This window comes from Paenibacillus sp. V4I3 (genome assembly GCF_030817215.1).
Lineage (GTDB): Bacteria > Bacillota > Bacilli > Paenibacillales > NBRC-103111 > Paenibacillus_E.
In genome coordinates this window covers 8,065,003-8,088,921 of sequence record NZ_JAUSZA010000001.1, presented here as the reverse complement: position 1 = coordinate 8,088,921, position 23,919 = coordinate 8,065,003, and the positions used below count along the sequence as shown (strand labels likewise).

The 23,919-nt window shown below is 41.5% G+C and carries 20 protein-coding genes and 1 pseudogene; 19 read left to right on the top strand and 2 right to left on the bottom strand.

Annotated features, from left to right (window positions below; genetic code table 11):
• The 7 genes from QFZ77_RS37445 (at position 1) to QFZ77_RS37415 (ending at position 10,082) form a co-directional block, all read left to right on the top strand.
• Positions 1 to 945 carry an ABC transporter permease gene (locus tag QFZ77_RS37445; RefSeq protein WP_307449008.1) on the top strand — a complete coding sequence of 315 codons (945 nt, stop codon included), beginning with the start codon at positions 1 to 3 and terminating at the stop codon, positions 943 to 945.
• A gap of 11 nt (positions 946 to 956) precedes the next feature.
• Positions 957 to 1,853, top strand: a complete 897-nt coding sequence (locus QFZ77_RS37440) for a carbohydrate ABC transporter permease (protein WP_307449004.1) — start codon at positions 957 to 959, stop codon at positions 1,851 to 1,853.
• Positions 1,854 to 1,916: 63 nt separating this feature from the next.
• Positions 1,917 to 3,551, top strand: a complete 1,635-nt coding sequence (locus QFZ77_RS37435) for an extracellular solute-binding protein (RefSeq protein ID WP_307449002.1) — start codon at positions 1,917 to 1,919, stop codon at positions 3,549 to 3,551.
• 97 nt (positions 3,552 to 3,648) lie between these two features.
• Positions 3,649 to 5,502, top strand: coding sequence for a glycoside hydrolase family 97 protein (locus QFZ77_RS37430; protein ID WP_307448999.1), 1,854 nt, complete (start codon positions 3,649 to 3,651; stop codon positions 5,500 to 5,502).
• 718 nt (positions 5,503 to 6,220) lie between these two features.
• Complete coding sequence (locus QFZ77_RS37425; protein WP_307448997.1) at positions 6,221 to 7,660, top strand: glycosyl hydrolase family 28 protein; 1,440 nt, start codon at positions 6,221 to 6,223, stop codon at positions 7,658 to 7,660.
• A 40-nt stretch (positions 7,661 to 7,700) separates the two neighbouring features.
• On the top strand, positions 7,701 to 7,847 hold the full coding sequence (locus tag QFZ77_RS37420) for a beta-galactosidase (protein ID WP_307448994.1): 147 nt from the start codon (positions 7,701 to 7,703) through the stop codon (positions 7,845 to 7,847).
• A 600-nt stretch (positions 7,848 to 8,447) separates the two neighbouring features.
• A complete protein-coding gene (locus QFZ77_RS37415) occupies positions 8,448 to 10,082 on the top strand; it encodes a GMC oxidoreductase (protein WP_307448991.1) in 1,635 nt (544 codons plus the stop codon).
• 439 nt (positions 10,083 to 10,521) lie between these two features.
• Here QFZ77_RS37415 and QFZ77_RS37410 read toward each other — a convergent pair whose 3' ends face one another.
• Positions 10,522 to 11,139, bottom strand: coding sequence for a TVP38/TMEM64 family protein (locus QFZ77_RS37410; RefSeq protein WP_307448988.1), 618 nt, complete (start codon positions 11,137 to 11,139; stop codon positions 10,522 to 10,524).
• 74 nt (positions 11,140 to 11,213) lie between these two features.
• Between QFZ77_RS37410 and QFZ77_RS38125 the strand changes: the two are divergent.
• The 3 genes and pseudogenes from QFZ77_RS38125 to QFZ77_RS37400 all read left to right on the top strand — a co-directional run.
• Positions 11,214 to 11,510: pseudogene (locus tag QFZ77_RS38125) on the top strand (phosphotransferase-like protein); the annotation flags it as partial.
• A 210-nt stretch (positions 11,511 to 11,720) separates the two neighbouring features.
• Positions 11,721 to 12,128, top strand: coding sequence for a protein-tyrosine phosphatase family protein (locus tag QFZ77_RS37405; RefSeq protein ID WP_307448985.1), 408 nt, complete (start codon positions 11,721 to 11,723; stop codon positions 12,126 to 12,128).
• 222 nt (positions 12,129 to 12,350) lie between these two features.
• On the top strand, positions 12,351 to 12,794 hold the full coding sequence (locus tag QFZ77_RS37400; protein WP_307448983.1) for a hypothetical protein: 444 nt from the start codon (positions 12,351 to 12,353) through the stop codon (positions 12,792 to 12,794).
• 147 nt (positions 12,795 to 12,941) lie between these two features.
• Here QFZ77_RS37400 and QFZ77_RS37395 read toward each other — a convergent pair whose 3' ends face one another.
• Positions 12,942 to 13,226, bottom strand: a complete 285-nt coding sequence (locus QFZ77_RS37395) for a hypothetical protein (protein WP_307448981.1) — start codon at positions 13,224 to 13,226, stop codon at positions 12,942 to 12,944.
• 299 nt (positions 13,227 to 13,525) lie between these two features.
• Between QFZ77_RS37395 and QFZ77_RS37390 the strand changes: the two genes are divergently transcribed.
• From QFZ77_RS37390 to QFZ77_RS37355, 9 genes are all read left to right on the top strand, one after another.
• Entirely contained in the window at positions 13,526 to 13,966 is a 441-nt protein-coding gene (locus QFZ77_RS37390) for a hypothetical protein (RefSeq protein WP_307448979.1), read from the top strand.
• Positions 13,967 to 14,408: 442 nt separating this feature from the next.
• Positions 14,409 to 15,212: a class I SAM-dependent methyltransferase gene (locus tag QFZ77_RS37385; protein ID WP_307448977.1), complete on the top strand. Its 804-nt coding sequence runs from the start codon at positions 14,409 to 14,411 to the stop codon at positions 15,210 to 15,212.
• Between the two features lie 365 nt (positions 15,213 to 15,577).
• Positions 15,578 to 16,642, top strand: a complete 1,065-nt coding sequence (locus tag QFZ77_RS37380; RefSeq protein ID WP_307448975.1) for a hypothetical protein — start codon at positions 15,578 to 15,580, stop codon at positions 16,640 to 16,642.
• A 652-nt stretch (positions 16,643 to 17,294) separates the two neighbouring features.
• Entirely contained in the window at positions 17,295 to 17,456 is a 162-nt protein-coding gene (locus QFZ77_RS38120) for a tyrosine-type recombinase/integrase (RefSeq protein ID WP_373462795.1), read from the top strand.
• Between the two features lie 350 nt (positions 17,457 to 17,806).
• Positions 17,807 to 18,982: an ankyrin repeat domain-containing protein gene (locus QFZ77_RS37375; RefSeq protein ID WP_307448974.1), complete on the top strand. Its 1,176-nt coding sequence runs from the start codon at positions 17,807 to 17,809 to the stop codon at positions 18,980 to 18,982.
• Between the two features lie 303 nt (positions 18,983 to 19,285).
• Positions 19,286 to 19,963, top strand: a complete 678-nt coding sequence (locus QFZ77_RS37370) for a helix-turn-helix domain-containing protein (RefSeq protein ID WP_307448972.1) — start codon at positions 19,286 to 19,288, stop codon at positions 19,961 to 19,963.
• A complete protein-coding gene (locus tag QFZ77_RS37365) occupies positions 19,921 to 20,841 on the top strand; it encodes an IS3 family transposase (RefSeq protein ID WP_307450099.1) in 921 nt (306 codons plus the stop codon). Before QFZ77_RS37370 ends, QFZ77_RS37365 begins: the two co-directional genes overlap by 43 nt.
• Before the next feature lie 680 nt (positions 20,842 to 21,521).
• The gene (locus tag QFZ77_RS37360) at positions 21,522 to 22,052 is read left to right on the top strand and encodes an RNA polymerase sigma factor (RefSeq protein WP_307448969.1); all 531 of its coding nucleotides are present in this window, start codon (positions 21,522 to 21,524) and stop codon (positions 22,050 to 22,052) included.
• A complete protein-coding gene (locus QFZ77_RS37355; RefSeq protein WP_307448966.1) occupies positions 22,052 to 23,383 on the top strand; it encodes a sigma-E factor regulatory protein RseB domain-containing protein in 1,332 nt (443 codons plus the stop codon). Before QFZ77_RS37360 ends, QFZ77_RS37355 begins: the two co-directional genes overlap by 1 nt.
• The last annotated feature ends 536 nt before the right edge of the window (positions 23,384 to 23,919 follow it).

Sequence of the window (23,919 nt, the reverse complement as noted above, 5' to 3'; positions counted from 1 at the left end):
ATGCAAACTGAAAAGACGGTAAAACAATTTGTTGCGTCAATCCCAAATCCTATTGTGAAAATAGGTAAACAAAAATACCTTTTTCTTTTGTTGCTGCCAGGCTTGGTGTATTTTTTGATTTTTAAATACTACCCGATGTATGGCATTATCATTGCTTTCAAAGAATATGACCCGTTGCTCGGAATTTTGCACAGCCCCTGGGCCGGACTCAAATACTTCAATAGGCTGTTCGAGTCGCCATATATATGGACATTGATCGAAAATACGTTGAAAATCAGCTTCTTAAAGATTCTTTTCGGTTTCCCGGCGCCGATTCTGTTTGCCTTATTGTTAAATGAAATCGTACGCGCCAAGTTTAAAAGAGTATTGCAAACTATTTCCTATCTGCCTCATTTTCTTTCATGGGTCGTTGTCGCCGGGGTTTCGTTCCAGGTCTTCTCTCCGAGTTACGGCATCTATGGATATATATACAAATTGTTTGGTTGGAAAACCGGAGTTCCGCTTGCCGATTCCAGCGCATTCGTATCGATATTAATTGGAACCGATGTATGGAAAGAAATGGGGTACGGGAGCGTCATCTATTTGGCTGCACTGGCGACTGTCGGCAACGATATGTATGATGCGGCGAAAATAGACGGGGCAGGAAGGTTTAAGCAGTGCTTGTATATTACCTTGCCGAGCCTCTTGCCCGTTATTTCCATGATGTTCATTCTCCGCTTGGGAAACATTCTGGATGGCGGCTTCGATCAGATCTTTACGATGTACTCTCCGGCCGTATACGGGGTGTCCGATATCATCGATACATATGTATACCGCATCGGCTTGGAAAATTTCGAATACAGCTTTTCAACTGCTGTGGGCTTGTGTAAAGACGTAATCGGGGCCTTATTAGTCGTATCGGCGAACTGGCTGGTCGGCAAGTTTACAGAGCGCAGTATCTGGTAAGGGGGGCAAGGATGAGGATGAAGAAAGGTTTTTTGGAAAAAAGTTTCGACGTTGGCAACGCAGTATTTATGACGGCGCTGTGCCTAACCATCGTCATTCCATTCTGGCAACAAATTGTGATTTCTTTGAGTCCGCCGGGGGAAGCGAATATCATCAGTTTGCATTTGATTCCGATGAATCCGACTATTGATGCTTATCAACGGATTTTTATCGGCGGGTCCATCTTGAAAGCGTATTATTGGACGATACTGAGAACAGTATTGGGGACTTTTCTGACCGTAATCGTTACGGCCATGATGTCTTATCCGCTTTCCAAGAAAGGATTGTACGGGCGTCCTTTGTGGATGGGGCTAGTCGTGTTTACCATGTTTTTCAGCGGAGGTCTGATTCCTACGTTCTTATTGGTAAGGGATCTCCATTTGACCAATACGATCTGGGCCTTGGTGCTTCCCGGTCTTTGCACGGCATGGAACATATTGATTATGAGAGGTTTTTTTATGGTGCTGCCGGATGAAGTAGAGGAAAGCGCGAAGATGGATGGGGCAAACGAGTTATCTATTTTCTTCAAAATCGTGATTCCACTCTCTACTCCGGTCTTGGCGACAGTGACGTTGTGGACCATGGTCGGTCATTGGAATGCCTGGTTCGATGCATTGATTTACAACACCAACGGAAACATCAAAGTGCTGCAGATCCAATTGAGAGATGTCTTGCAGGATGCTTATCAGATGTCCGGGGCTGATCAGATAGCTTTAGACCCGACGGCCGATCATACGGGCAGCCGCTATACTCCCGAGTCTATTAAGTCGGCCATCTTGATGCTTGTCGTGACTCCGATCATTTTAGTGTATCCGTTCTTGCAGAAGTATTTCGTTAAGGGCATTATGATTGGAGCTGTGAAAGGCTAGGAATGTGATTATAGTGACATTGTCGTTATAATATAAACTATTTCGCTGAAGGGGGAAACACCTTTGTTAAACAAGAACAGAAGGATTATAGCCACAGCAATTGCGGCGGTCTTGATGGCCGGATCGCTTGTTGCATGCGCGAAGCCTGACGGTAAGCCCGCAGATAAGACGGCGGCGGCAGATGCGCCAAAGGAGCAGCCGAAGAAAACCTATAATTTTAAAATGCTCGGAATGCGCATCACGCCGAATAAAGATTCGGAAGTCATGAAGAAGTTCAACGAGAAGCTGGGAGGCAATACGCTTGAGGTGACGAATGTTCCCGATGCCGACTACCTGGCAAAAATTCAATTGCTTTTGGCTGCCCAAGATTTGCCCGATATCTTTCTGACCTGGAGCAGTCAGACGGTTTTAGAGAAGGCTACGGCCAAATTTACAGAAGAAGAGTTTAAGCAGTATATGCCGGATGTGTATAACCTTGCGCTGAAAAATTTTGCCAACAACGGTTATTCCAAGGACAGCATGTTCTCAAGGATGAAGGTTAACGGCAAGTTTGCAGGATTTGGTGCAGGTTCGCAAGTCTCGCTGACCCCTTATGGAATGATTGTCAGAACGGATGTGTTGGAACAGCTCGGAAAGACGATGCCTAAGACCATAGCTGATTGGGATGACGTCTTTAAGGCATATAAACTGAAATATCCTGACAAATATCCGGTTGCAGCTAGAGGGAAGGACTGGATTCTGGGTTCCTTCAGATGGGTACTGGGAGCATACGGAACTTCGGTCGAGGGATGGCATATGAAGGACGGAAAGCTGATGTATGGTCCGTTCATGCCGGAAATGAGGAGTGCTCTGGCGCAATTGCAGAAATGGTATAAAGATGGCTACATCAATCCGGAATGGGTTACGATGGATTCTCCTGGCTATAGTAATGATTTCTACAATGGAAATTCCATCTTTATGCAAGTTCAGAGTCCCTTGGCGAATGTCTTGAAGCCGCCTTATATACCGGGCTCTGCTCCAGATTTGGCTGCTGCAAAAATACCGAATATTAAAATGGACTGGGGCCCGTACCCGGCATTAAAGCAAGGAGATAAGCCGATTTATATAGCCGGGGACTTGTTGAACGGCATGTACTTCGTGGCATTTGGAAGCCAACTAGAGAAAGATAGAGATAAGCTGCATGCAGCCATGGATGTTATCAATAGATCGATGAGCAAAGATATGTATACCTTAAGGAGTTATGGGGTCGAAGGCAAGACCTTTGATTATGTGGACGGCGTTCCGGTCGTTAAAAAGGAACTCAATAATGACGATGCAAAAGTGAGAGAAGGTTTTGGGTGGTTGGGGGCTATAGCCCAGGTCGGGGCAGACTGGGATTACACGAAGCAATTGACGTCCAAACCGGTTAAAGAGCAATTGGCGACTTTAATTGACGATCCGAATGGGCATTACGGGAAAAATAATTTGACTGTAACCGTAACGGCTCCTCCTGGACCGATTACTTCGCCTTCGGGTGAGGACCTGACAATTAAGGGGAAAGCGTTGTTTGATCAGTGGCTTTCTCTGTATACTCAGGTCATTATCGGCAAGAAAACGCTTGAAGATTACGATGCTTTCATCGATCAGTGGAAAAAGCAAGTCGGAAATGATCTTACAGAAGCCGTGAATCGTTTATATCTGAAAGATTGGAAGAAATAGGAGATCACCTTATAGGCAGAAGGAGCGGTCAAGCCAACTTCTTGACGCTTCTTCTGCCTATGAAATATTTGGAAAATAAAGGTTGGGGTGAGTAAGGATGATCGTAGAAGCATCATATGGCGGGAATAGCATCGGCTTGAGTTTGGATCAGGATGGAAAACTGTGGTATGACGTGAAACGTAAAGGGCAAACGGTGGTTATGCCTTCAAGGCTTGGACTGCACCTGGCCAACTTTCCTTCTTTATGCGACAAGTTTACAATAAGTAATATTACGAGACGAAAAGTGGAAGGATCGTGGAAACCTCTATACGGGGAGCGGGCCGAGATTGACGAAAGCTTCGAAGAGGCAGCCGTCTGCGTGGAAGATGACTTGGGAAGAATACTGGAAATCCGTTTGCGTGCTTATTCGGAGGGAACGGCTTTTCAATATGTGATACCGGAGCAGGAAAAAATAAAGGAGTTTACCATTACTCAGGAAGATACAGGTTTTACTTTCCCTTCAGGGAGTATGGCTTGGGAAGAGCATGGAGTCGAAGGGGAATATTGTGTAAAACCGGTAGGAGACATAAGCGGCTATTGCGAACGTCCGTTTGCCGTGCAACTGCCGGAAGGCGGATATGTGCTGATTCACGAAGCGGGGCTGACCGATTACGCCAGGATGTTGATTGTCAAAGACGAACATGCCGAAAACACGTTACAAGTGCATTTATCAGGACATATGTGCAGACTTTACAATGATGTTGATTATGTGGGATATGGATTTACATTAAACGAGGATGAAAGCGATAGCCTGGTTTCCCATGTAGTAGGAAAGGCTCCTTTTGCAACGCCGTGGCGCACTTTTATTCTTGCCGACCATGCGGCAGAATTGCTGTGCCGGAGCAACATGGCGCTGAATCTGAGCGAGGCCTGCAAGGAGGAGGATTTTCCATATGTAAAGCCTGGAAAAGCGTTGCGGGATGTGGGTCTGTCTACAACCAGCGCGTTTGCCTGCATTGATTTTTGCGCCGACCATGGTCTCCAGTATGTTCTTTTTGACGGTGGCTGGTACGGACCGTTGGATCCCCCGGAACATAGGGCGATCGTTCCAACAAGGGAAGATCCCAACCGGGATTTGGATCTGAGGAAAGTCATTTCCTATGGGAAGGAGAAAGGGATCGGGATCTTCCTCTATGTGGACAGAACGGCAGCAGAACCGAATTTGGATGCTTCACTTCCTGTATGGAAAGAGATGGGGATCGCAGGCATTAAATTAGGTTTTGTGAAAGTAGGGCCTCAAGAGTGGACACGATGGCTTGTAGAAGCGGTAAAAAAGTGCCATGAACATGGATTGATGGTCAATATTCACGATGCCTATCGCCCTACAGGCCTTTCGCGAACTTATCCCAATGTGCTTACACAGGAAGGGATTCGGGGAAATGAGCATTTTCCCACGGCTACACATAACACAACTTTACCTTTTGTGCGTTTTCAGGCAGGTGCCGGTGATTATACGCTTTGCTATTTTGATAAACGGTTAAAAGTAACACATGCACATATGCTGGCTATGGGCGTTATTGTGTATAGTCCTATGCAGATGATGTTCTGGTATGACAAACCTTCGGATTGGCATGGTGAGGAGGAAATTGAATTCTGGGAGAAAATACCGGTAACTTGGGATGAGTCAATTGGAATATCGGGTGAGATCGGAGAGTATGCAATTATTGCAAGACGCAAGGACAGCAAATGGTTTATAGGATGCATTAATAATGAGAAAGCCCGTACTGCTAAAATTCCTCTACATTTTCTGGATGCTGAGAATAAATATAGTGCACAGATTTATGAAGATGTATCGGAACTTGATACTCGCACAAAGGTGGGTATTAGATCTGTCGAGGTTACCAAAGATTCCATACTTGAGTTTCATTTGGAAAGCTCGGGAGGAACAGCAATTTATTTAAAACCTATGTAATGTACAAAGATAACCTAAAGCATTTTCTCTATTTGGAGGAATATTCAATAAAACCGGTATCTACAATGCTCCTGCTGGACCTGCACGTTATTGCTGGATCCCTTATGGGACCAATAACTTCTGCCAAAAAGCTGTTTGAAAGCTTCGGCTTCCGTGACAACAGAGTAGTACAATCATGGAAAGAGATGCCACTACAATCAAAGCAGCAGGGTGGGCGGAACTGTTTCCTGAGGTGGAGGCTGCCATCCGAGAGAAACAACATCGTCGCTTCGCCTTTTTATTGAACTACTCCGACAACCGGTCAAAGTCCGTATACTGAGGGATACCGAAGACATGCTGGAAAGCGAACGACTTACTGAGGGGGAACTGAACCTCGCTCCTTAAGGTGTGAAGGTTTTGTCGTTAGACTAAAGGTTACGGAAACGGTCGTCAGGCCGCTTCTTTCAACGACAGCAACAGCACCAACCAGCAGTGGAAGATCGTAACATTAAACTAAGATAATTGATTGAGCTTAAGCCGCTCATTTCCGATTGGGGATGAGTGGCTTCTCTGCTGGACCATATGCTGTCATATAAAAAAGGCCCCCAATAAGGGAACCTAAAAAATATAATAAGCGCCATCCGAGCCGACTTTCGACGTGAAAATCCAATAATCATGATTGCGGATCGCGTGGGCATTGTCGCCATACATCAAAATGAACTCAGTTGGAGGTACCAACATGTCAAAGGAAACAAAGCTAATTACGTATCCGGGCCCCTCGGGGTTAGCGGAAAATCACGATTTCACGGTCAGGGCAAGACCGGCGGGCGGCGAATGGGAACAGCTCTTCGTCTATGATGTCAAAGTCGACATGCATCAGGTCCGGCATGCCTCCATGGCGATGTTCGATTGCTCGGGCACGACTGAGATTGAGGTTACGAAGAACGAGAGGACAGTAAACGACTGCGTGATTCGTCCGTTGTCGCGCGGTGTTTCTTACACGCTTAACGGCAACACGATCACCTTTACCATTGACGGCCCGCAAAAGCTGTCGGTGGAAGTGAACGGTGACAGGTTCCATAATTTGCATCTGTTTGCCAATCCGCTCGAGCAGGATGCGCCGTCCCCTGACGAGCCGGGCGTCGCTTTCATCAAGCCGGGCATCCACCGGACCGAGGACCTTCTTGCGCTGCTGACGGCTGCGGGAACAGACGGCTGCGAGACGCATACGCTCTATTTCGGGCCGGGCATGCATCATTTGGAGGAAGTGATTTTGCGCATCCCGTCGCGGAAAACGGTTTACATAGCCGGCGGAGCGGCGGTCGCGGGCTCTATGGTCTGCGACTCCGTCAGCGATGTCACTGTCCGCGGTAGAGGCGTTCTTTACTTGACTGAATTCGGGCGTTTTTCCGCTTTCCGCGGGGTGCGTATCATCTTCTCCAAGCGGATTCGCGTCGAGGGAATTGCACTTATCGATCCTCCGCATTACAGCATCTATATCGGCAAGTCCGAGCAGATCCGGATTGCGAACTTTAAAGCGTTCAGTACGAAAGGGTGGTCGGACGGGATCGATATGATGGCCAGCTCGGATATCGAGATCGAGGACGTATTTATGCGCAATTCCGACGATTGCATCGCGGTTTACGCCAGCCGTTGGGATTATCAGGGAGACACGCGGAATGTTGTCGTCCGCAATTCCGTCTTATGGGCTGACGTGGCTCATCCGATGAATATCGGCGGGCACGGCAATCACCATAAGGGGGACGTCATTGAGAACATCATGTTCGAAAATATCGATGTGCTCGAGCATCATGAGCCGCAGCCCGACTATCGGGGCTGTATGTCGATTAATGCCGGCGATAACAATACGGTTAGAAATGTGACCTACCGGAACATCCGGGTTGAACCGTTCGAGCTCGGACAGCTGTTCGATATCCGCGTGCTCTTCAACCCGAAGTACAATCCAGTGCCGGGCAAACGGATCGAACATATCCACTACGAGAATATTTCCTGCGCCGGGGACTGCTCCAATCCGTCGCGGATCGGCGGATACGATGCGGACAGGACAGTCGAGCATATCGTATTCAAGAATGTCACAATCAACGGGAAGCCGGTGACGGACGCCGAATCGGGCAACATCCGGGTGCTTCCGTTTGCTGGCAACATCCGTTTTGAATAATTCAAATATCATACCAAACGATAAGGTGACGAAGTGAACCGTGGACAAAACCATTCCGGGAGAGAAATTTGATCTGGGCTTGTGCTACTACCCCAAGCATTGGCCGGAGCAGATGTGGGCCGATGATTACAAGCGGATGCGGGAAATCGGCTTTACCATTGTGCGTATGGGGGAGTTTTACTGTTGAAATACACCTTTTATTAGTTGAAAGTTTTAGACAAGAACATATATCGTTAGATACCCGCGCTCAGCGCGGTTTTATTTTTTTAGGGGGGTCTGTCAAATCTTTTGTGTAAACTCTTTTAAAAGACTTCTCCCCGAGGGGGAAAAAATTTTCAACGTAGATGTTGGCCGATACGAGTCTTATGAGCTTTGTTTTTTTAATCTCGATGGAGTAGATTTTAGGAGATATGCAAACATGTTATTACTCTAACAGGACACATTAGTTGAATGAGACCTATAGATACATGTATGTAAAAAGTACTTCAAAACTTATTTGTAATTCAGGTTTTTCACTCGAAAACACCACTTCAAAACTTAATTGTCACCCAACAACCCCTTATTGGTTTACAAATAAGTTTTGAAGTGACAAATAAAGTTTTGAAGTAAACAAAAAAGTCTTGAAGTGAACAATAATGTTTGAAGTAGACAATAAAGTCTTTAAGTAAGTAGGCGTTCATTCTATTGGATGAACGCTTATTATTTTTGGCATAGACTTATTCCCAGTATCCCTTACATAAACTAAATTAGGCGTAGGATTAAGATGTAAAGGAGTGAAAAAGGAGTCATGGCATTGAAAATATGGGTTGCTCGAAACAACGATACACTTCGAATCATCGCGGATACAAAGCGTGTATCGATTGATGAACTCATAACACTTAATCCATCCATCGAAAGCCCTGATCAGAACATCGCTGGTAAACTGGTAAATCTTCCTTTCTTCACCGAATCGGACATGAGGCAAGTTGCTATTCCTCCGACTTGTCACATACCACCAGAATATATCGAAAATTGGATTCCTCTGACTTCCTTGGAAACCATGGCGGAAAACGAATACGATGTTCTGATAGTTGGTACAGGTGCCGGAGGAGGAACCATGCTCTGGAGACTGTGCGAACAGTGGCGGAACAACGGTAAACGGATTGGCATTATCGAAAGAGGAAACATTGTCATGCCAACGCATGGCCGGAACCTTCCAATGATGAATCGTACACGCCTTGAACAATATTACCGGTACTTATCAAAACCATTGCAAGGCTCCTATCCGGAGTTTATAGGGGCAAGAGAGGTCATTTGCCTTGGGGGAAGGACCGTGTTCTGGGACCTAGTCGCTTCACGCTTGGTTTTGTCTCTGCTTCCGGATTGGCCGATCCCGATTCCCGAAATGGATACCTATTATGACATTGCCGAGCGGGTCATGAATGTCAACGACGAATATGCCAGAGGGTCTACGTTAACGGAGATATTGCTGGATCGTCTGCAGAAAGGCGGTTTTTCCGAATCGAGATACATGCCGATAGCCGCCGATATTCATCCGACAAAGTTTGGGGAAGTTCATGCGGATGTTTTTTTTAGTTCTTTTTCTCTCATTGCCAAAGCTTCATTTTTCAGACCTTTCGATTTGGCTATAAACGCCCGAGCCGTTCAAGTACTGGTCGATCAGGGGAAAGCAGTAGGCGTTAAGGTCATGTCTCCGGATATGAGTTCTTATATTCTTAAAGCAAAAACGATCGTATTGTCGGCAAGTACGTATGAAACCCCGCGTTTGCTGCTTCAATCGGGCATCCAGGGGGAAGCGGTTGGCCGCTATATGACAAATCAAGTTTTTATGCTGGCTCCCGGAAAAGTAAGCCGCAGAGATTTCACGGACATTCCGGGGACTCTCGCCATTTTAATCACTGCAACGCCGGAAAAGCCCTACCAGATCCGTCTGGTAGGACCGAGCGGTTATGATTGGTATCCATCGTCTGAAGCAAAACCGTTTTTGGAGGAGCTGGACATTCTTATCCAATGTTTTGGGAAGATTGATCCTCGGTATGAAAATAGGGTCACTCTCAACCCAAATAGAAAAGATGAATACGGAGTACCGGAAATAGAAGTACACTTTTCATTTAGTGAAGCGGAACGAGTCGAAATTCAAAAGATGGTAGAGTCTGTAAAGCATATTTCTTCCGTGGCCGATATCACCTTGGGTGAAATCTGCCTTGTACCTACCGGAGATTTGCATCACACTTCGGGTACGTGCCGTATGGGTGATGATCCTTCGACCTCGGTCACGAATCGGTACGGTCAAGTTCACGGCATTTCCGGACTATATGTGGCCGACAACAGCGTTTTGCCATTCATTGGGTCCGGAAATCCAACGTTGACAACAGTTGCGCTTGCTATTCGTACGGCAGACCAAATCGTTACGAGAGCGTGAATAATTCCTGCTGTCGCCCCTTCAATGGGGCGAATTACCATTCATGAAGCCGGATTAAAAATAGTTGGAGCAGATACCATGGGAAGCCCAAGAATAATTGAATTACCAGAACACAATTTCTTCATCGGTACGTTATTTGTTCCACAATTAAAATCGACCTCGGAAACACCACACTGCATCGTTGATTCCTTCATTGGTTCAGTCATTAATCAGGTTCAGAATAACCCTAAGAAAGAGATCTGCTCACTAAACTAACGGATACGATAGTGCAAAGACCAGAAAACAAACCGCCGCGGCAGCGATGAAGAAATGATCAGCTTCTGGTGGATAACGGCAGACACTTTAAAAAACCTCTTATCGGGAATGTTACTGAGCTTTTCTTGGATCAACGTCAGGCGGCCGTGATTTTTTTATCAGTAAATGCCCGAAGCATAGCTGCTTAAAGCCATCGCTTCTTGAGCCAGACGCGGTAAACGACGTAGACGGACGCCAAAAAAAGGACATACACGCCGACGGACAAAACGAGTTTGCTGGTGCCAGCAAACAGATTGCTGCCGATGAACGCAAACAGGAGCATAGCAGGAATTTTGCCCAATGCGGACGCAACGGCGAATGTAACGACCGGAATGGAAGTAATGGCAGGAATGACATTAACGACAGACTGAGGGATAACCGGGATCAGTCGAGCCAATAAAATAGTCAGGAACGGATTTTTTTCAATCGCGGCTTGGAGCTTTTCCAGCTTCTCGTACTTGGACAAGTAAGCACGGCCCTGCTTTTGAAACAAGTAGCGTGCCAGCCAAAAAACAATGACTGACGCGACGGAAGCAGCAGTCCAACTGATCAAAGCGCCCAGCAATGGACCGTACATAAACCCGAGCATGCCGATAACTATTTTGTAGGGGATGACCGGTACAATAATAAAACCGAGCGCAGCCGCAAAAATAAGCAGAACGGGCGCATCCCCATACTGCATCCAATGCAAAATTTCATCCTTGAATACATAGACAATGAGTATGAGCACGAGATACATGCAGATGGTGTACCATTTCTTCATTTGGTAGGGTGTCTCCCTTGGTCTGAGTTCTTTCTTCTGGCCGTGTTGATCATACTTAGTGTAACACACAAACATTCTTCATTGGTGTACATTGTCCGCTTGACGAGCTCGAGCGAAGAGATAGACCTATATGCTTAGCCAAAGCACAGTTTGAAATTGTACATAAACATAGTAGATACGACTTGGAAGTCTGTACGAATAAAAACACAAGCGTCGAATGTGCAAATATTATTAAAGAATATATTATAAACAACCAACCCAGGGCTCTCAAAAATATCTCGGAATCGCATAAACGGAGGATAATGACAATGTGTGGGCCATTTCTGGTTAAAACCTCGATGGTGTCCGCAAATAATAAAGTTTTAGACTAGATAATAATGTTGTTGACTGAAATAATAAAGTAGTAGACAGATGGCATCGCTCAACTACCATGAAAGAACTGATTAACTTTCATGCAACTTTCATGCACTGTGGTGCAGTGCATGAGATGCATGGATGGCTAACGGGCAGGTTAGTTGAGAAAGGATCTGGGAAACATAAACATAATTACGGGAGAATTTAATATGGGGACGGGTTAATAAATGGGCATATTTTCGTTGATAAGACCTTTGAAAAAATATGTGCATTATGTTGATAGGGCATCTTTTTATGAATCACTCTTTCTTACGAAAAAAGCAATTGAAACAATGAAGGATGCAATAAATCAACCATTTTCTAAAAAAGAAAAGGCGAGTGGTTTGATTTATTTGGGAATTTTGTATTCGAAAATGAACGAATTTAATCAAGCGTCAAATTTTTACCAACAATCACTGGAATTAGTATCAGATGAGCAATTCAAATATAACAATAATTTTAAAAGAATCATTGAAACATTTCTTGAAAACGGGGAAAAACAAAGAGCATTATTTTGGTTAAATAACCTTCTGGAACGACAAAATTACGACAGGAGATTTGCGAAATTAGCTGTTCTAAAAAAGCATTTCAGTTAAGCTAACGGTAACGAGAGCGCAATATAGACATATGAAGGTAGCCGGCCTGAAGGGTAGTAATATAGGTTATAAAATACATAAAACTAATCGTTCATTTTGAGGTGCATATCTCATGAAGAAAAAAAAGATAATTAGGGATTTGATATATGTAAGCAACTGATAGAGGATTATGTTTATGGCTATGGAGATTTTTGTTGGGTAGATTTCTCTAACGAGGAGGAATTGGATGCATTAAGCAACATTCAAATTGCAGAATTATTATTTTTTAGTCATCTTGCTAGGCCATTACATAATGTGCCAAAGGAGAGATTTGCCTATTTTGCACATGATGATGGTTGGTTTAACAAGCTCTATGTTACAGACCTACATGATTATGAAATGCTTTTATCTAAAGTTATTATTTTGAAACTTCAAAAGTTAACAGGAAGGAAACTTGAGAATATCCCAAAGGAAATTTCATCAGTGCTTTTAGAATCCACCAGAGATGGATTATTCATTGATTTATCAAAAACTATAAAAAATTCAATTGAATTAAAGATACCGATAGCCGCTATTGGCCATTTCACGGATATGGACAAAGTTTACGATTTTAGGGAAGAAATAAGTGATTACAAGGTTTGGTTAGTATATTCAAAAAAGTTATGGAAGCTAATCAAGGAAGTCTAAATCCATCGTATAATGCAATCACTGCAGGGCAATGTTACTTCAGTTTCCCTATCATAAGTCGAGATTTTCGTTTAGTTAACGGAAAACGATAGTTGAACATGTGGTAAAACGAGGTTTCAGATAAACTGCAACCTCGTTTTACTTGAATCATATAGGTTTAAAGCGATTACTTATTTCTCTTAGCTTCTTTTCCATTTCTTGTGGGCTTAAAATTTCTCCGCTTGAATATTTACTAACTTTGACGAGTAATGAATATCCTGCATTCTTATCAATTGGACGTACGTTCTCAAGCTTGTATAACTTGTAGCGTCTTTTACTTGGGGGATAAGTAATATACGCAGAGTACTCTGAAATGGGGGTAAGCCCCATTTTCTTTAACTTTGATGTAGTGAACATATCTGCAGGTACTTTATCTGGAGTGAACTGTTTCATGCTACCTCCAAAAATTGTCGTTGGGTCTTACAATGTAATTTTCTTATCAAATCACTGAGGATTAAGCTAACGGATAACATTAGTGCAATAGCTTAGATTATCGAAGAACAACCTAAAGGGAATTTTGTGCGTGTCACGAATACACTAATAAATGGATATTAGTGATCAGGTCGATCATAAAAACTGTGGGAGGATACGATGAAAGCTAAATTCAAAGGCATTGTTTTTGATATGGATAATACATTATTGAAATCAATAATCGATTATGATTTTATCAAATATGAAATGGAGGAATTTATTTGAAACTTACGTCAATAGTTTTTATCTGTCTTATCTCAACACTGTTTTTTAATGGCTGTTCAAACAAAAAAGTAGTTAATCATAATTATATTTATGTTGGAGAAAGTAAGAATTGGTCAGCAGAATACCAGGTGACCGGAAAAGGGGTGTTTACAGAAGATACCAACCATAAAACAAGTTATGAGAACCAATCACAGAGTAAGTTCACTTTAACCTATAAAGGATCGTTAGCTGAATTGGCTTCAATAAAACACTTTGAATATGGATTTCAGTCAAGTTCCCGTGGTACAAAGCAGTCACAAGATTCTCCTCCTAAAGAGAAGGTTCTAATCCTTAAAAATGCTCCGGGAAACGGTGCGATTGAAATAAAAGACGAAATAATTAAAGCTACTGTTGTTGTGGATGATATTACCGAAACCATTGAATTAAAAAGCAAATAAAAGCAATAAAAGATAATCTGCAAGAATACGTTCTTTGGGATATGCGGTGGGAGTGTTCGCTATCCAAGTATTGGATCAATATGACCTTTATATAGCCGTGAGTCCAAATGACGAGCAATTCAAACGATCCGCCGAATATGTTAGTGGGTGATGCTTTTGTCGAACCAATAAGTTGTTGTGAAAGATTGAGAACTGGGATTTGTTAGGCTAACGAGGAACGATAGCTTCATAACAAGATCTAGCAGGCTGCCGGTGATAAATTTCGGTGGCCTATTCCGCTAACGGGCAGTAGAGCGTGGCGGAAAGCTACGTACCTTTGAAGTACTGGGCAGAAATGACTGAATTAATTATTCTTGAAACAACAGAAGGATTTCCCACAAAGTTCCAGAAAGTAATTAAGGAAAGAGATATTTAAGAATAACCTCAAATAGGAGGGATTAAGATGTCAGACGGCATGCAAAAAATACTTTTTGACCCAATGAAACACCCCGAATGGGTAGCACCCCATAGCCCAGAGTGGTATAAACAATTGTTCGAAGAAGTGGGGGAATATAAATACCCTTGGAAGTCAACGTTTGATGAACCGAGAGCTGAAATGATATTGGCAGATAAAATAACTTCATACTTATGTGAAGGTCGATTATTGGATGTTGGATGTGGTCACGGTGAATTTGCGTTACAATTTGCATTAAATGCAAGAGAGGTTGTCGGGATTGATGTAGTAGAGGGCTTTATTGAAACGGGGAACAAAGCTAAATTAGTAGAAAACATCAACTTTTTGATTATTGATGGAAATGGTAATTTGCCCTTTCCAAATGATTATTTCGATGTAGCATATACAAAAAAAGGACCAAGAGATTGGTATCACGAGGGCAATCGAATTGTCAAAGCAGGTGGGGTAATTTTAGGGTTCTACCATGCTGGCAGTCACGGTGCTTTACGAGAGCTATTCCCAGGTCTATATTCCCAAATACCAAAGCCAGAAGCAAATGACATATTGTGTGAACTTAATCTTCATGAAAGTGGTTTAACGGATATTAAAGTAGAGCTACTTGAAGAAATTGAATACCTTTCTACACCAGAAGATGTTCTTATTAAAAAATGCTTTGGACAGAGCCAAAAACTAAGAGAAGTTGTTTGGCAGGAATGCTTAAAAGATGTAGAGGGAATTTTTAATAAATATGCTACTTCAAAAGGACTGAAAATAATTAATTATTATCACTTATTAACAGCAAGAGCTTCGTAAATTAATTCAGCTAACGCAGAACGATAGTTCAATCACTCACGACGGCAGCCTGCTAACTGAACGGCTGCCGTCTGCTCAACGGGCAGTTTAGCGGGGTGGTACCAGACAATTATTTGTAGACTTAAAAAGTCTGCTAAAAAATATCATACCGATGTAACTTAATCCCTGAGTTTCATAAGTTCCTCCCGTTTATAAAAGTGATACGAGAAAGAGTTTAAACAACCAGATGGGAGACTTTAATTGCTTCTCTTCTTATAAAGTATAAAAAAAGCAAAAATTAAGTTTTATTTTGGATATAAAAACAATTACAGTTCTCAATACGTCTAACTTATTATGAAATTCAATAAATACGAGGAGTGGTGACTATGAAGAAATTTATTTCTGGAATTATTGTTGGTATTGGAATTTCAGCTTGTACAGTTACATTTGCGTCAGAAAGTCTACAAGCATTCTTATTTCCGAGTAAAGTTACATTTCATAATAAAGGTGAAACTAAAGAAGTTTCATTTAGCAATGATGATCCTGTAATTAATTATAATAATAAGGCTTATATACCCTTACGATTGTTCTCAGAGACGTTGAATGGTAAGGTAATTTATACAGCTCCTTCTGAATCAAGTGGAGGGAAAAATGTAATCGACATTTATTTAAACGATGATGATAAAAATGTGATACTACGAGACACTGAAAACATTGTCTCCATTAGCAATTTGGAGAGCAACCCTTCTGGAAATAATAGTTATTCATTATCAGGTTTAATAACAATAAATAAAGATCTCGAGGGAAAAGTTATCGAGATACACGCCTTAGATTCAAATAAGAAGGTAACTGGTTCCAGTGCGGAAATAACTATCGATGGAGTTACTGCGGTAAATACTGGGGACAAGCGGAAGTTCTCAACATTCATCTTTTCAAAAGAAACACCAAGCTCCTTTGAAGTTTTGGTTAGAGATTCATGGGGATTAACAACGTTGGAATATTTTATGGATGGAATGATAAATAGTGTTGCTGGTATTTCATTTGGACCGCCTTCAATAGATGAAAACAAAAAAGCTCTTATTCCTGCCCTGCAATTTAAAAATCAAGGTAAAGAAGACATTAATATTGAACCACTCTCCATTGAATTTCAAATAAACAAAGTAATTGGAGAACGAAAAGAAATCATTAAGAGTTACAAACTTTCTGATCTTAAGGGGGAAATACCTGCAATGTCATGGTATCAAGCTTACCTTCCTATTTGGGATCTAAAAGATCAAAACGCTGTACCAGTTTTACCTGGTAAATATGAAGTAAGTATTATCGTACCTAACTCACTCAAATATAATATTGAAGGGTCAGTTACTACAGAAACGCTAAATGATTTTGCACGGTACAAAAAATGGGATGTAGAGATAACCCAAGATCAGATTAATAAGATAACAAATAAATAAGCCTAGATTTCGCACTGTGAACATATTGTTAGCAGTCATGCAATTTGTCGGTGAAATAATCACCGTAAAGGCGTGAGCGTTTGTGTGTCAGGTGCGTTTCGAGTGGGAGTACATAAACGCCAGGTAACTCATCCAAGGAAAGATGGCAGGATGCAACCGTTTATAAAGGGATTGGAACTTTAATAAAAACCAGTAAAAAATGATGGAATGTTCTGAACGCTTATTTGATGCTTCATATAGCGATGTTCACCTAACCTTTAAGCTAATGGGCAGAATAGCGTGGTAATGACACAAAGGAATATTTAATAGATGGCGAATAGTAACGGTAATAACGTAACCGAAAAGGTTGTACCAAATCGAGCTAGTTGATGAATGCTCGGCAATTATAGGTTAACCATGACAAGGCTGCCATCTCGAATGGTAGCCTTGCTTTGTTGAGAGGAAGTAAGGCTCTCCATCGGAATGATAATGTTTTGTCTCCAAGGTGAGAGATTTACTAGTATTCCTCGTCTATATAGTATAGAACTCCTAGGAGGCTTGGCAGTGGAGGAACGAATAAGGAAAGGGAAATTCCGATCAATGATGATCTGTATCAAGCCCTAAACGGCTGGATTGAAATCCGTAGAGATAACCCTGATGAACTTATCTTCCTATCCCCCAAAAAAGGCAAATTCACACTTCAGGAATCGAACACATATTCACTAGGTTAGGTAAACAACTCGGTCTAGAGGACTTTACACCGCACATTTTACGGCACACCTTTTGTCATGACCTGATTATCAAGGGTATCCTCTGCAAGTTGTCGCCGAATTAGCTGGCAACGAAGATTTAAATACAACACGTATTTACACCATGTCTGGGAAGAAAGATACGAGAAAGCTGTAAATTTTTTATCTTAGGAGATTCATTTTAACTTAAAGAAATTTGAAGTAAAGAAGGGGATCATATTTTATCCGTATAACTAGCAGAAAAACAAGTATGGGAGAAACCATTTAGCAGCTACAATCAGTACTGACGTTACCGATAATCCCTACTTAAGCTATTTGAAACCGTAGTCGATCCGGAAAAAAATATATTTCACTGGAAAATATATGTATAATAGGGTGGCGCGGAGATTCCAAATAAATTATTTGCTAATTTCTAATAGTAGGGGGAGTGCTTCGTTTGAAAAAATTTATATCAGGTTTACTTGTGGGGGCCATTGCTAGTTTTTCTACCGTGGCGATTGCATCAGATACCATACAAGCATTGATCTTCCCAGCAAAAATTAATATTAATGGTGTCACCCATGAAGTGAGTGATGAATATCGGATTCTAAATGTGGATGGTCACGCGTATGTACCAATTCGTTATATAGCTGAGAATACCGGTTCTATCGTAGGTTACGACCAAAAAAATCAAGTTATTTCGTTGGCCTATGGGCAAATCAATATTCAAGATCCAAATGACAAATCGATTTCCATCGGGGATTTAGTCGTTGAACCCATTCAGGTTAATTTAGAAAAATTAAAAGGACATATAAAAGTAGATCGAACAGCTACAAGCTATGTAAATTTAACAATTGAATTTTACGATAAAGATGGTGAATTACTGGGTTCTACCGACATTTCTGATGATTTTAAGCCGGGGATTCATTCTTTTGAATCAACACTCTCTGGATTTAATTCCATGGGGTATACAACAGTCAAAGTTCGATTGAATGAAGTACGTGACGGTGTTAAGTCATACCTTGAAAATCTTATTGCTTCTGCTAAACAACAGGATGAAAAACAAATTAAGTCTTATCTTTCACAATTGCCTTCGGAGAAACTTGATCTTCTTCTTTTGGAATTTATGAAGCGCTTATTAAACTATGACCAGAATGCTTGCTCCTATCTGTATTCATATATTTTAAATACAAAAGCAAATGTTAATGTGATCGATAAGGTAACAGGTTATACACCTCTCATGTATGCAAGTTTTTATTTCCCAACGATGATAGATTCCTTGTTGAAAAAAAATGCTGACGTTAATATAGCTACAAAACATGGTGGGACAGCGTTAATGATAATTGCAGGAAGGAATAATCCTGATGTTGTAAAAAAGTTTCTTGATCTTGGAGCAGATCCAAATGCAAGAACTGATGACGGAGGTAGTGTTTTATATTCGGCTGTTTACCCATTACATAGAAATTATACTGAGGAAACTGTCAAATCAGTTCAGTATCTGCTTGATGCGAATGCATCTATTAATGTTACAGGTCCAGATGGCAAGTCTCTTCTGGAAGGATTTGACGATTTCATGGGCATACCAGCCGCAAAACAAATTTATGATCTTTTAGTGGCTAAGGGTGCAAGTTAAAGCCTCAAGGTCAATCGAAAATGAGGCTTGCAGTAAATACATGTCCGAGAGGAGAATCCATTTCGCGAGTCCTCACGGAAAAAGCCAATGAAGATAGAGGAACGGATAAAAGAACAAATCAGTGTATACCAAACGGTACGTTACGTACGGTGGTGTGAGAGGTCGGGGTCTAGTCGTCCCCTCCTACTCGATTCCGCTAACGGGCAGGAGAGTTATACAAAAGGAGCATTTTGCCTATGATATGCTCCCCATACGGTAGACAGGTGAAATAATAAAACCTGTTGCTGTAAGGGGAGCTTTTTCATGTCAAAAAGAAAATATAGTGCTGCGGAAAAACTTATTATCCTCAATAAAGTATCAAGTGGGCAACTCGGTTTTCTAGCCGCAGCTAAGGAATATGAGATCAACAAAACGACTTTGATGAAGTGGCAACGTCGTTACAGGCTGTATGGTTATGAAGGACTCCAGAATCGTGTCCATAATCGAAGTTATAGTGCAGAGCTTAAGCTGAGCGCGGTAAAGGACTATCTTGATGGGGGATTGTCTCAATACCAGATCATCGATAAATACAAGATTGCTAGTACAACACAGCTTTCTCACTGGATTAAGAAGTATAATGGTCATAGCAGCTTAAAAGCCTACAAAGGGGAAGCAAACGCTATGACAGAGGGTCGCTCTACAACATATCAAGAACGGATAGATATCGTTCAATACTGTTTGGCACATCAACATAATTACCAAAAGACAGCGGGACAGTTTCAAGTCTCTTACCAGCAAGTGTATCAATGGGTCAAGAAGTTCGAAACTGGCGGTCAAGAGGCGTTAAAGGATGGCCGAGGACGGAAGAAAGCTCTCGAAGAGTTAACGGAGGCCGACCAGCAGAGGCTCGAGATGAAGAAGATGGCATATGAAATGGAGCGGCTTCGGGCGGAAAATGCATTTCTAAAAAAGCTACAGGAATTACAAAGGAGGCGAAGTTAAGCCAATATCGCCATGAGAGTGCCTATCTTGCCATTCAAGCGCTTCAGAGAGAAGCGTCAATTAGCGTTCAGCTTCTGTGCGAAATTGCAGGGATTGCACGCTCAAGCTATTATAAGTGGCTAAATCGCAAGCCTAGTTCTCTTGAGATGGAGAATGAGCAGCTGACGCAGGTGATGATGACCATCTATGAGAAAGTCGAGCGTATCTTTGGATATCGTCAATTAACCTTGCATATGCGCAGACAAACTGGTAAAGCCATCAATCATAAGCGTGTGTACCGGCTTATGAAGATAAAGAGAATTCAGTCCGTGATCCGTAGAAAGAAAAAGAAATATGCGCGTTCCACACCGCAACAGGTGGCCGAAAACCTGTTAAATCGTAAGTTTCAAGCTGCAGTTCCCAATGAAAAGTGGGTAACAGATGTAACAGAATTCAAGTATGGTCATGGCCAGAAAGCGTTTCTAAGCGCTATTCTTGATCTTCATGATAAATCCATCGTCTCCTACGTATTAGGGCATTCCAATAACAATCCACTGGTATTCCAGACATTGAAATTAGCCTTGCAAGCTGCTCCAGGAAGTACGCCGATGCTTCATAGCGACAGGGGATTTCAATACACGTCTCTGGACTTCAAAGCGCTCTTGGACGAAAACAAGCTGTCTCAGAGTATGTCCCGAGTTGGGCGGTGCATCGATAATGGCCCCATGGAATCTTTCTGTGGGACACTGAAATGCGAGAAGTATTATTTACACACGTACCCTACCTTTGAGGAACTCGAGAAGGACGTAACTTTTTATATCGACTTTTACAATAACGAACGTTTACAAGCAAAACTAAACGGCCTCAGTCCGATTGAATTCAGGACCAAGGCCGCTTAAATAATTTTTATTTATTGTACTGTCTACTTGACGGGGTGCAGTTCACGCTGCAACTGCTCCTTTTCACCTTATAAAGCTAATCTTATTGCGTCTGTTGAATCTTATATACTTTGACCTTTACACTGGCGAGATCGGGATTATATGGAAAATCAAGCGAATTAAACCAACCGTTGGTTTCAACAATTCCAACACTTCCAACGGTCAAACCTACTTTAGCAAATTGTTTTCCATTCTTTTCGAAAAAATAAAATAGACAGGATACATCACTTTTAGCAAAATCGGAACTGAGGAGTTATAATGTTCCACTCGCTCGATTACTCCCACTACGACCTGGTGCGACTTGTAAGGTATCGATAATCACACGCGGTTCAGCCGGATCCTTAAGATTTTTAAATGTGTACACAAAGTTTTCAACAGACACCGGAGCGGTTCCGCCAGCAGAGTTGGTTGGTGTAGGTGTTGGAGCAGCAGGTAAAGTTATATAGCCTTTGTCAGCCATTGACTTAATAATTTTGATGACTTCCGCTCTCGTTAAGGCTTTGTCGGGTTGAAAACTATACCGGATTTACTAGGTAGTTGCTTTTTTACTTCAAATCAATTTATTGAAAAAATAAATACTTTTGAACGGAACCTTCAGTCCGTTCGATTGGTCTAATTAAATATATAAAGGAGGCGTAGTGGTGGATGATAATCTTCGTTATGTATCTGAGATAGAAGCTGTTGATTTCCGGTATGTCATTGAAAATCATGGTCAGGAGGTATGGAATTACATTTACTTCCTAGTAGGCAAACCTGACATCGCGGATGATATTACTCAAGATACTTTTAGTAAAGCCTACCGTTATATAGCTTCATTTCGAGGGGATAGTTCTTTTCGAACTTGGTTAATTAAAATAGCACGTAACCTTGCAAGCGATTATAGGAAAAAGTCTTTTTTTCGAAAAATGATTCTTATGGATATCATTCAAGACAATAAGACAAGCCCATCGGCAGAAGAAGAATACTTGTCAAAGGAGTTTTCGGATGATATTTGGAGAATTGTTTTAGAGTTACCCATGAAATTACGGGAGGTCTTATTGTTGGATGCAGTTCATCATATGACAATGAAGGAAATTGCGGATACGCTCAATATATCAATAGGAACTGTGAAATCAAGGATCTACCGGGCGAGGGCTAAAGTTGCTAAACAATTAGAAAAGGAGAATGACTAATGTCAAAGCGACCTGATTGGTATAGACGGTTGGAGGCACAGCCTTTTAAAAAAAATAAATTGACTCATGAGAAAATTCGTCTTATTGAACTGAAACTAACAAACAAAAGTAGCACATTTGGAAGATTTGCTCCTTTGATGGGCATCACAGTTGCAGGAGTATTGTTAGTGGGAATTTTTGCATTGAACTTGGATAAGACATGGAGTTTTATTTCTAATTGGAATAGCGTTCAAAGAAGTTCCCTTACTCAAAGTACCCCTCAGAATCAGGAACAACTACCAGAGGTCGGACAAAATGAGGCAGTTAATTATCCTCCCCGAAACAAAGTATTTGAGAATCAGGACCAGCTGCCAGTCGACGAAAAAGTTAAAGCTGAATTTATACAAAAGATGGCATATTCATACCAGAACATAAATACCTTGAGTGGAAAAGCACTAACAAATATAAACTCAGTTTCTTCAACAGTTGAATTTGATATTCGTGAAGGCAAGAATCCAGCTTCGTATGAAGTAGTTACTCAACCTGATGGGACTATAAATGAATATATTAACGATAATCATTATATGTTGGAACAGACAAATGGTAAGGAAGACAGGGTAACAAAAGTTGGTCCTCGAAATCCAGAGATGGAGCCTAGAACATCTTTTGTATCTACCGCATCAGACGGAAACCCATCTTATTACTTGCCTGTCGATCCAGCTTGGTCAAGGAATGGACAAGATATCGTCAGCCCCTTACGTAACTTGGGATTTATGGTTGTTGACTTAAATTTGTGGTCATTTAAAGGCGAAGATATATTATTAGGTCGTAAAGCCAAACTCATTGAAGGAAAATTGCCTTCATATCAAAGGCAGAAGGGGAGTTCTGTCTCGTATAAAATATGGGTAGATGATGAGACAGGTATGTTATTTAAAAAACAATTTTATGATAAGAATGGGAATATTGTTGAAACTTTTGAAGTTACTTCAATAGAAATTAATCCTATACTGGATAACAGTATCTTTGAAATTCCTGATGAAAAATTGAAAGAAATTGATCAAACCGGTAAACATATGATGACGACTAGTCCACATATGATGACTGGAGATTTCCCTGTACCTGATTCAATAAATGAGAAGTGGGAAGAGGCTAAAAGTAATCGACAGCAGACAACAACTATTCCATTTAATGATGATTGGTACATTATTCCGAAAGAAGGTTATCTCGTTAATTACATTAAAGTGAATGGACATACAGGAACAATCGTCATGTCACCTACAACCAAGGGGTTAGTTCCAGCAGTAGCGAAAAACTATAAACTAAATGAAATGAAAATAGAATATGAAAAATAGAACAATAGTTTTTCTACTATTAAACTAACGAGGAACGAGAGCTCTATAAATACTAGGAAACGGTAGCCAGTTAGTTGATCGGCTACCGTTTTCTCACCTAAACGGGCAGTAATGTAGAAAGTAATACGGAACCTGTTGTGGATTTTAGCGTATTCATCACTAAGATTTCTGGGATTTGTTAACCTTGTTTGTCGTGGAGGTGGGGATCATTTATCGCTATTTTTTCTATGCGTGTATTGCCGCCGTTTTTGTATTGTTTATTGGAGTTGGACGTGAAGCCCAAGAATTTAAGATTGCGAATATATTTCAATTTATCATTTCGGTTTTTATTCTAATCTTTATAGATTGGGTGTTTCGTTTCCTAAGTCAAAAATTCAAATAATTAAATGCTTTTTGGATATTCATTGAGCATTTTTTTGTTTAACATTAGGATAAAGGTGCGAAAGTTTTTACTTTATTTATCTGCAACTTGTTGAGCTAACGGGCAGTAGAGTGTGGTGGAAGTTTGTGTTAGAACTACGGCTTTTTTGAGATGA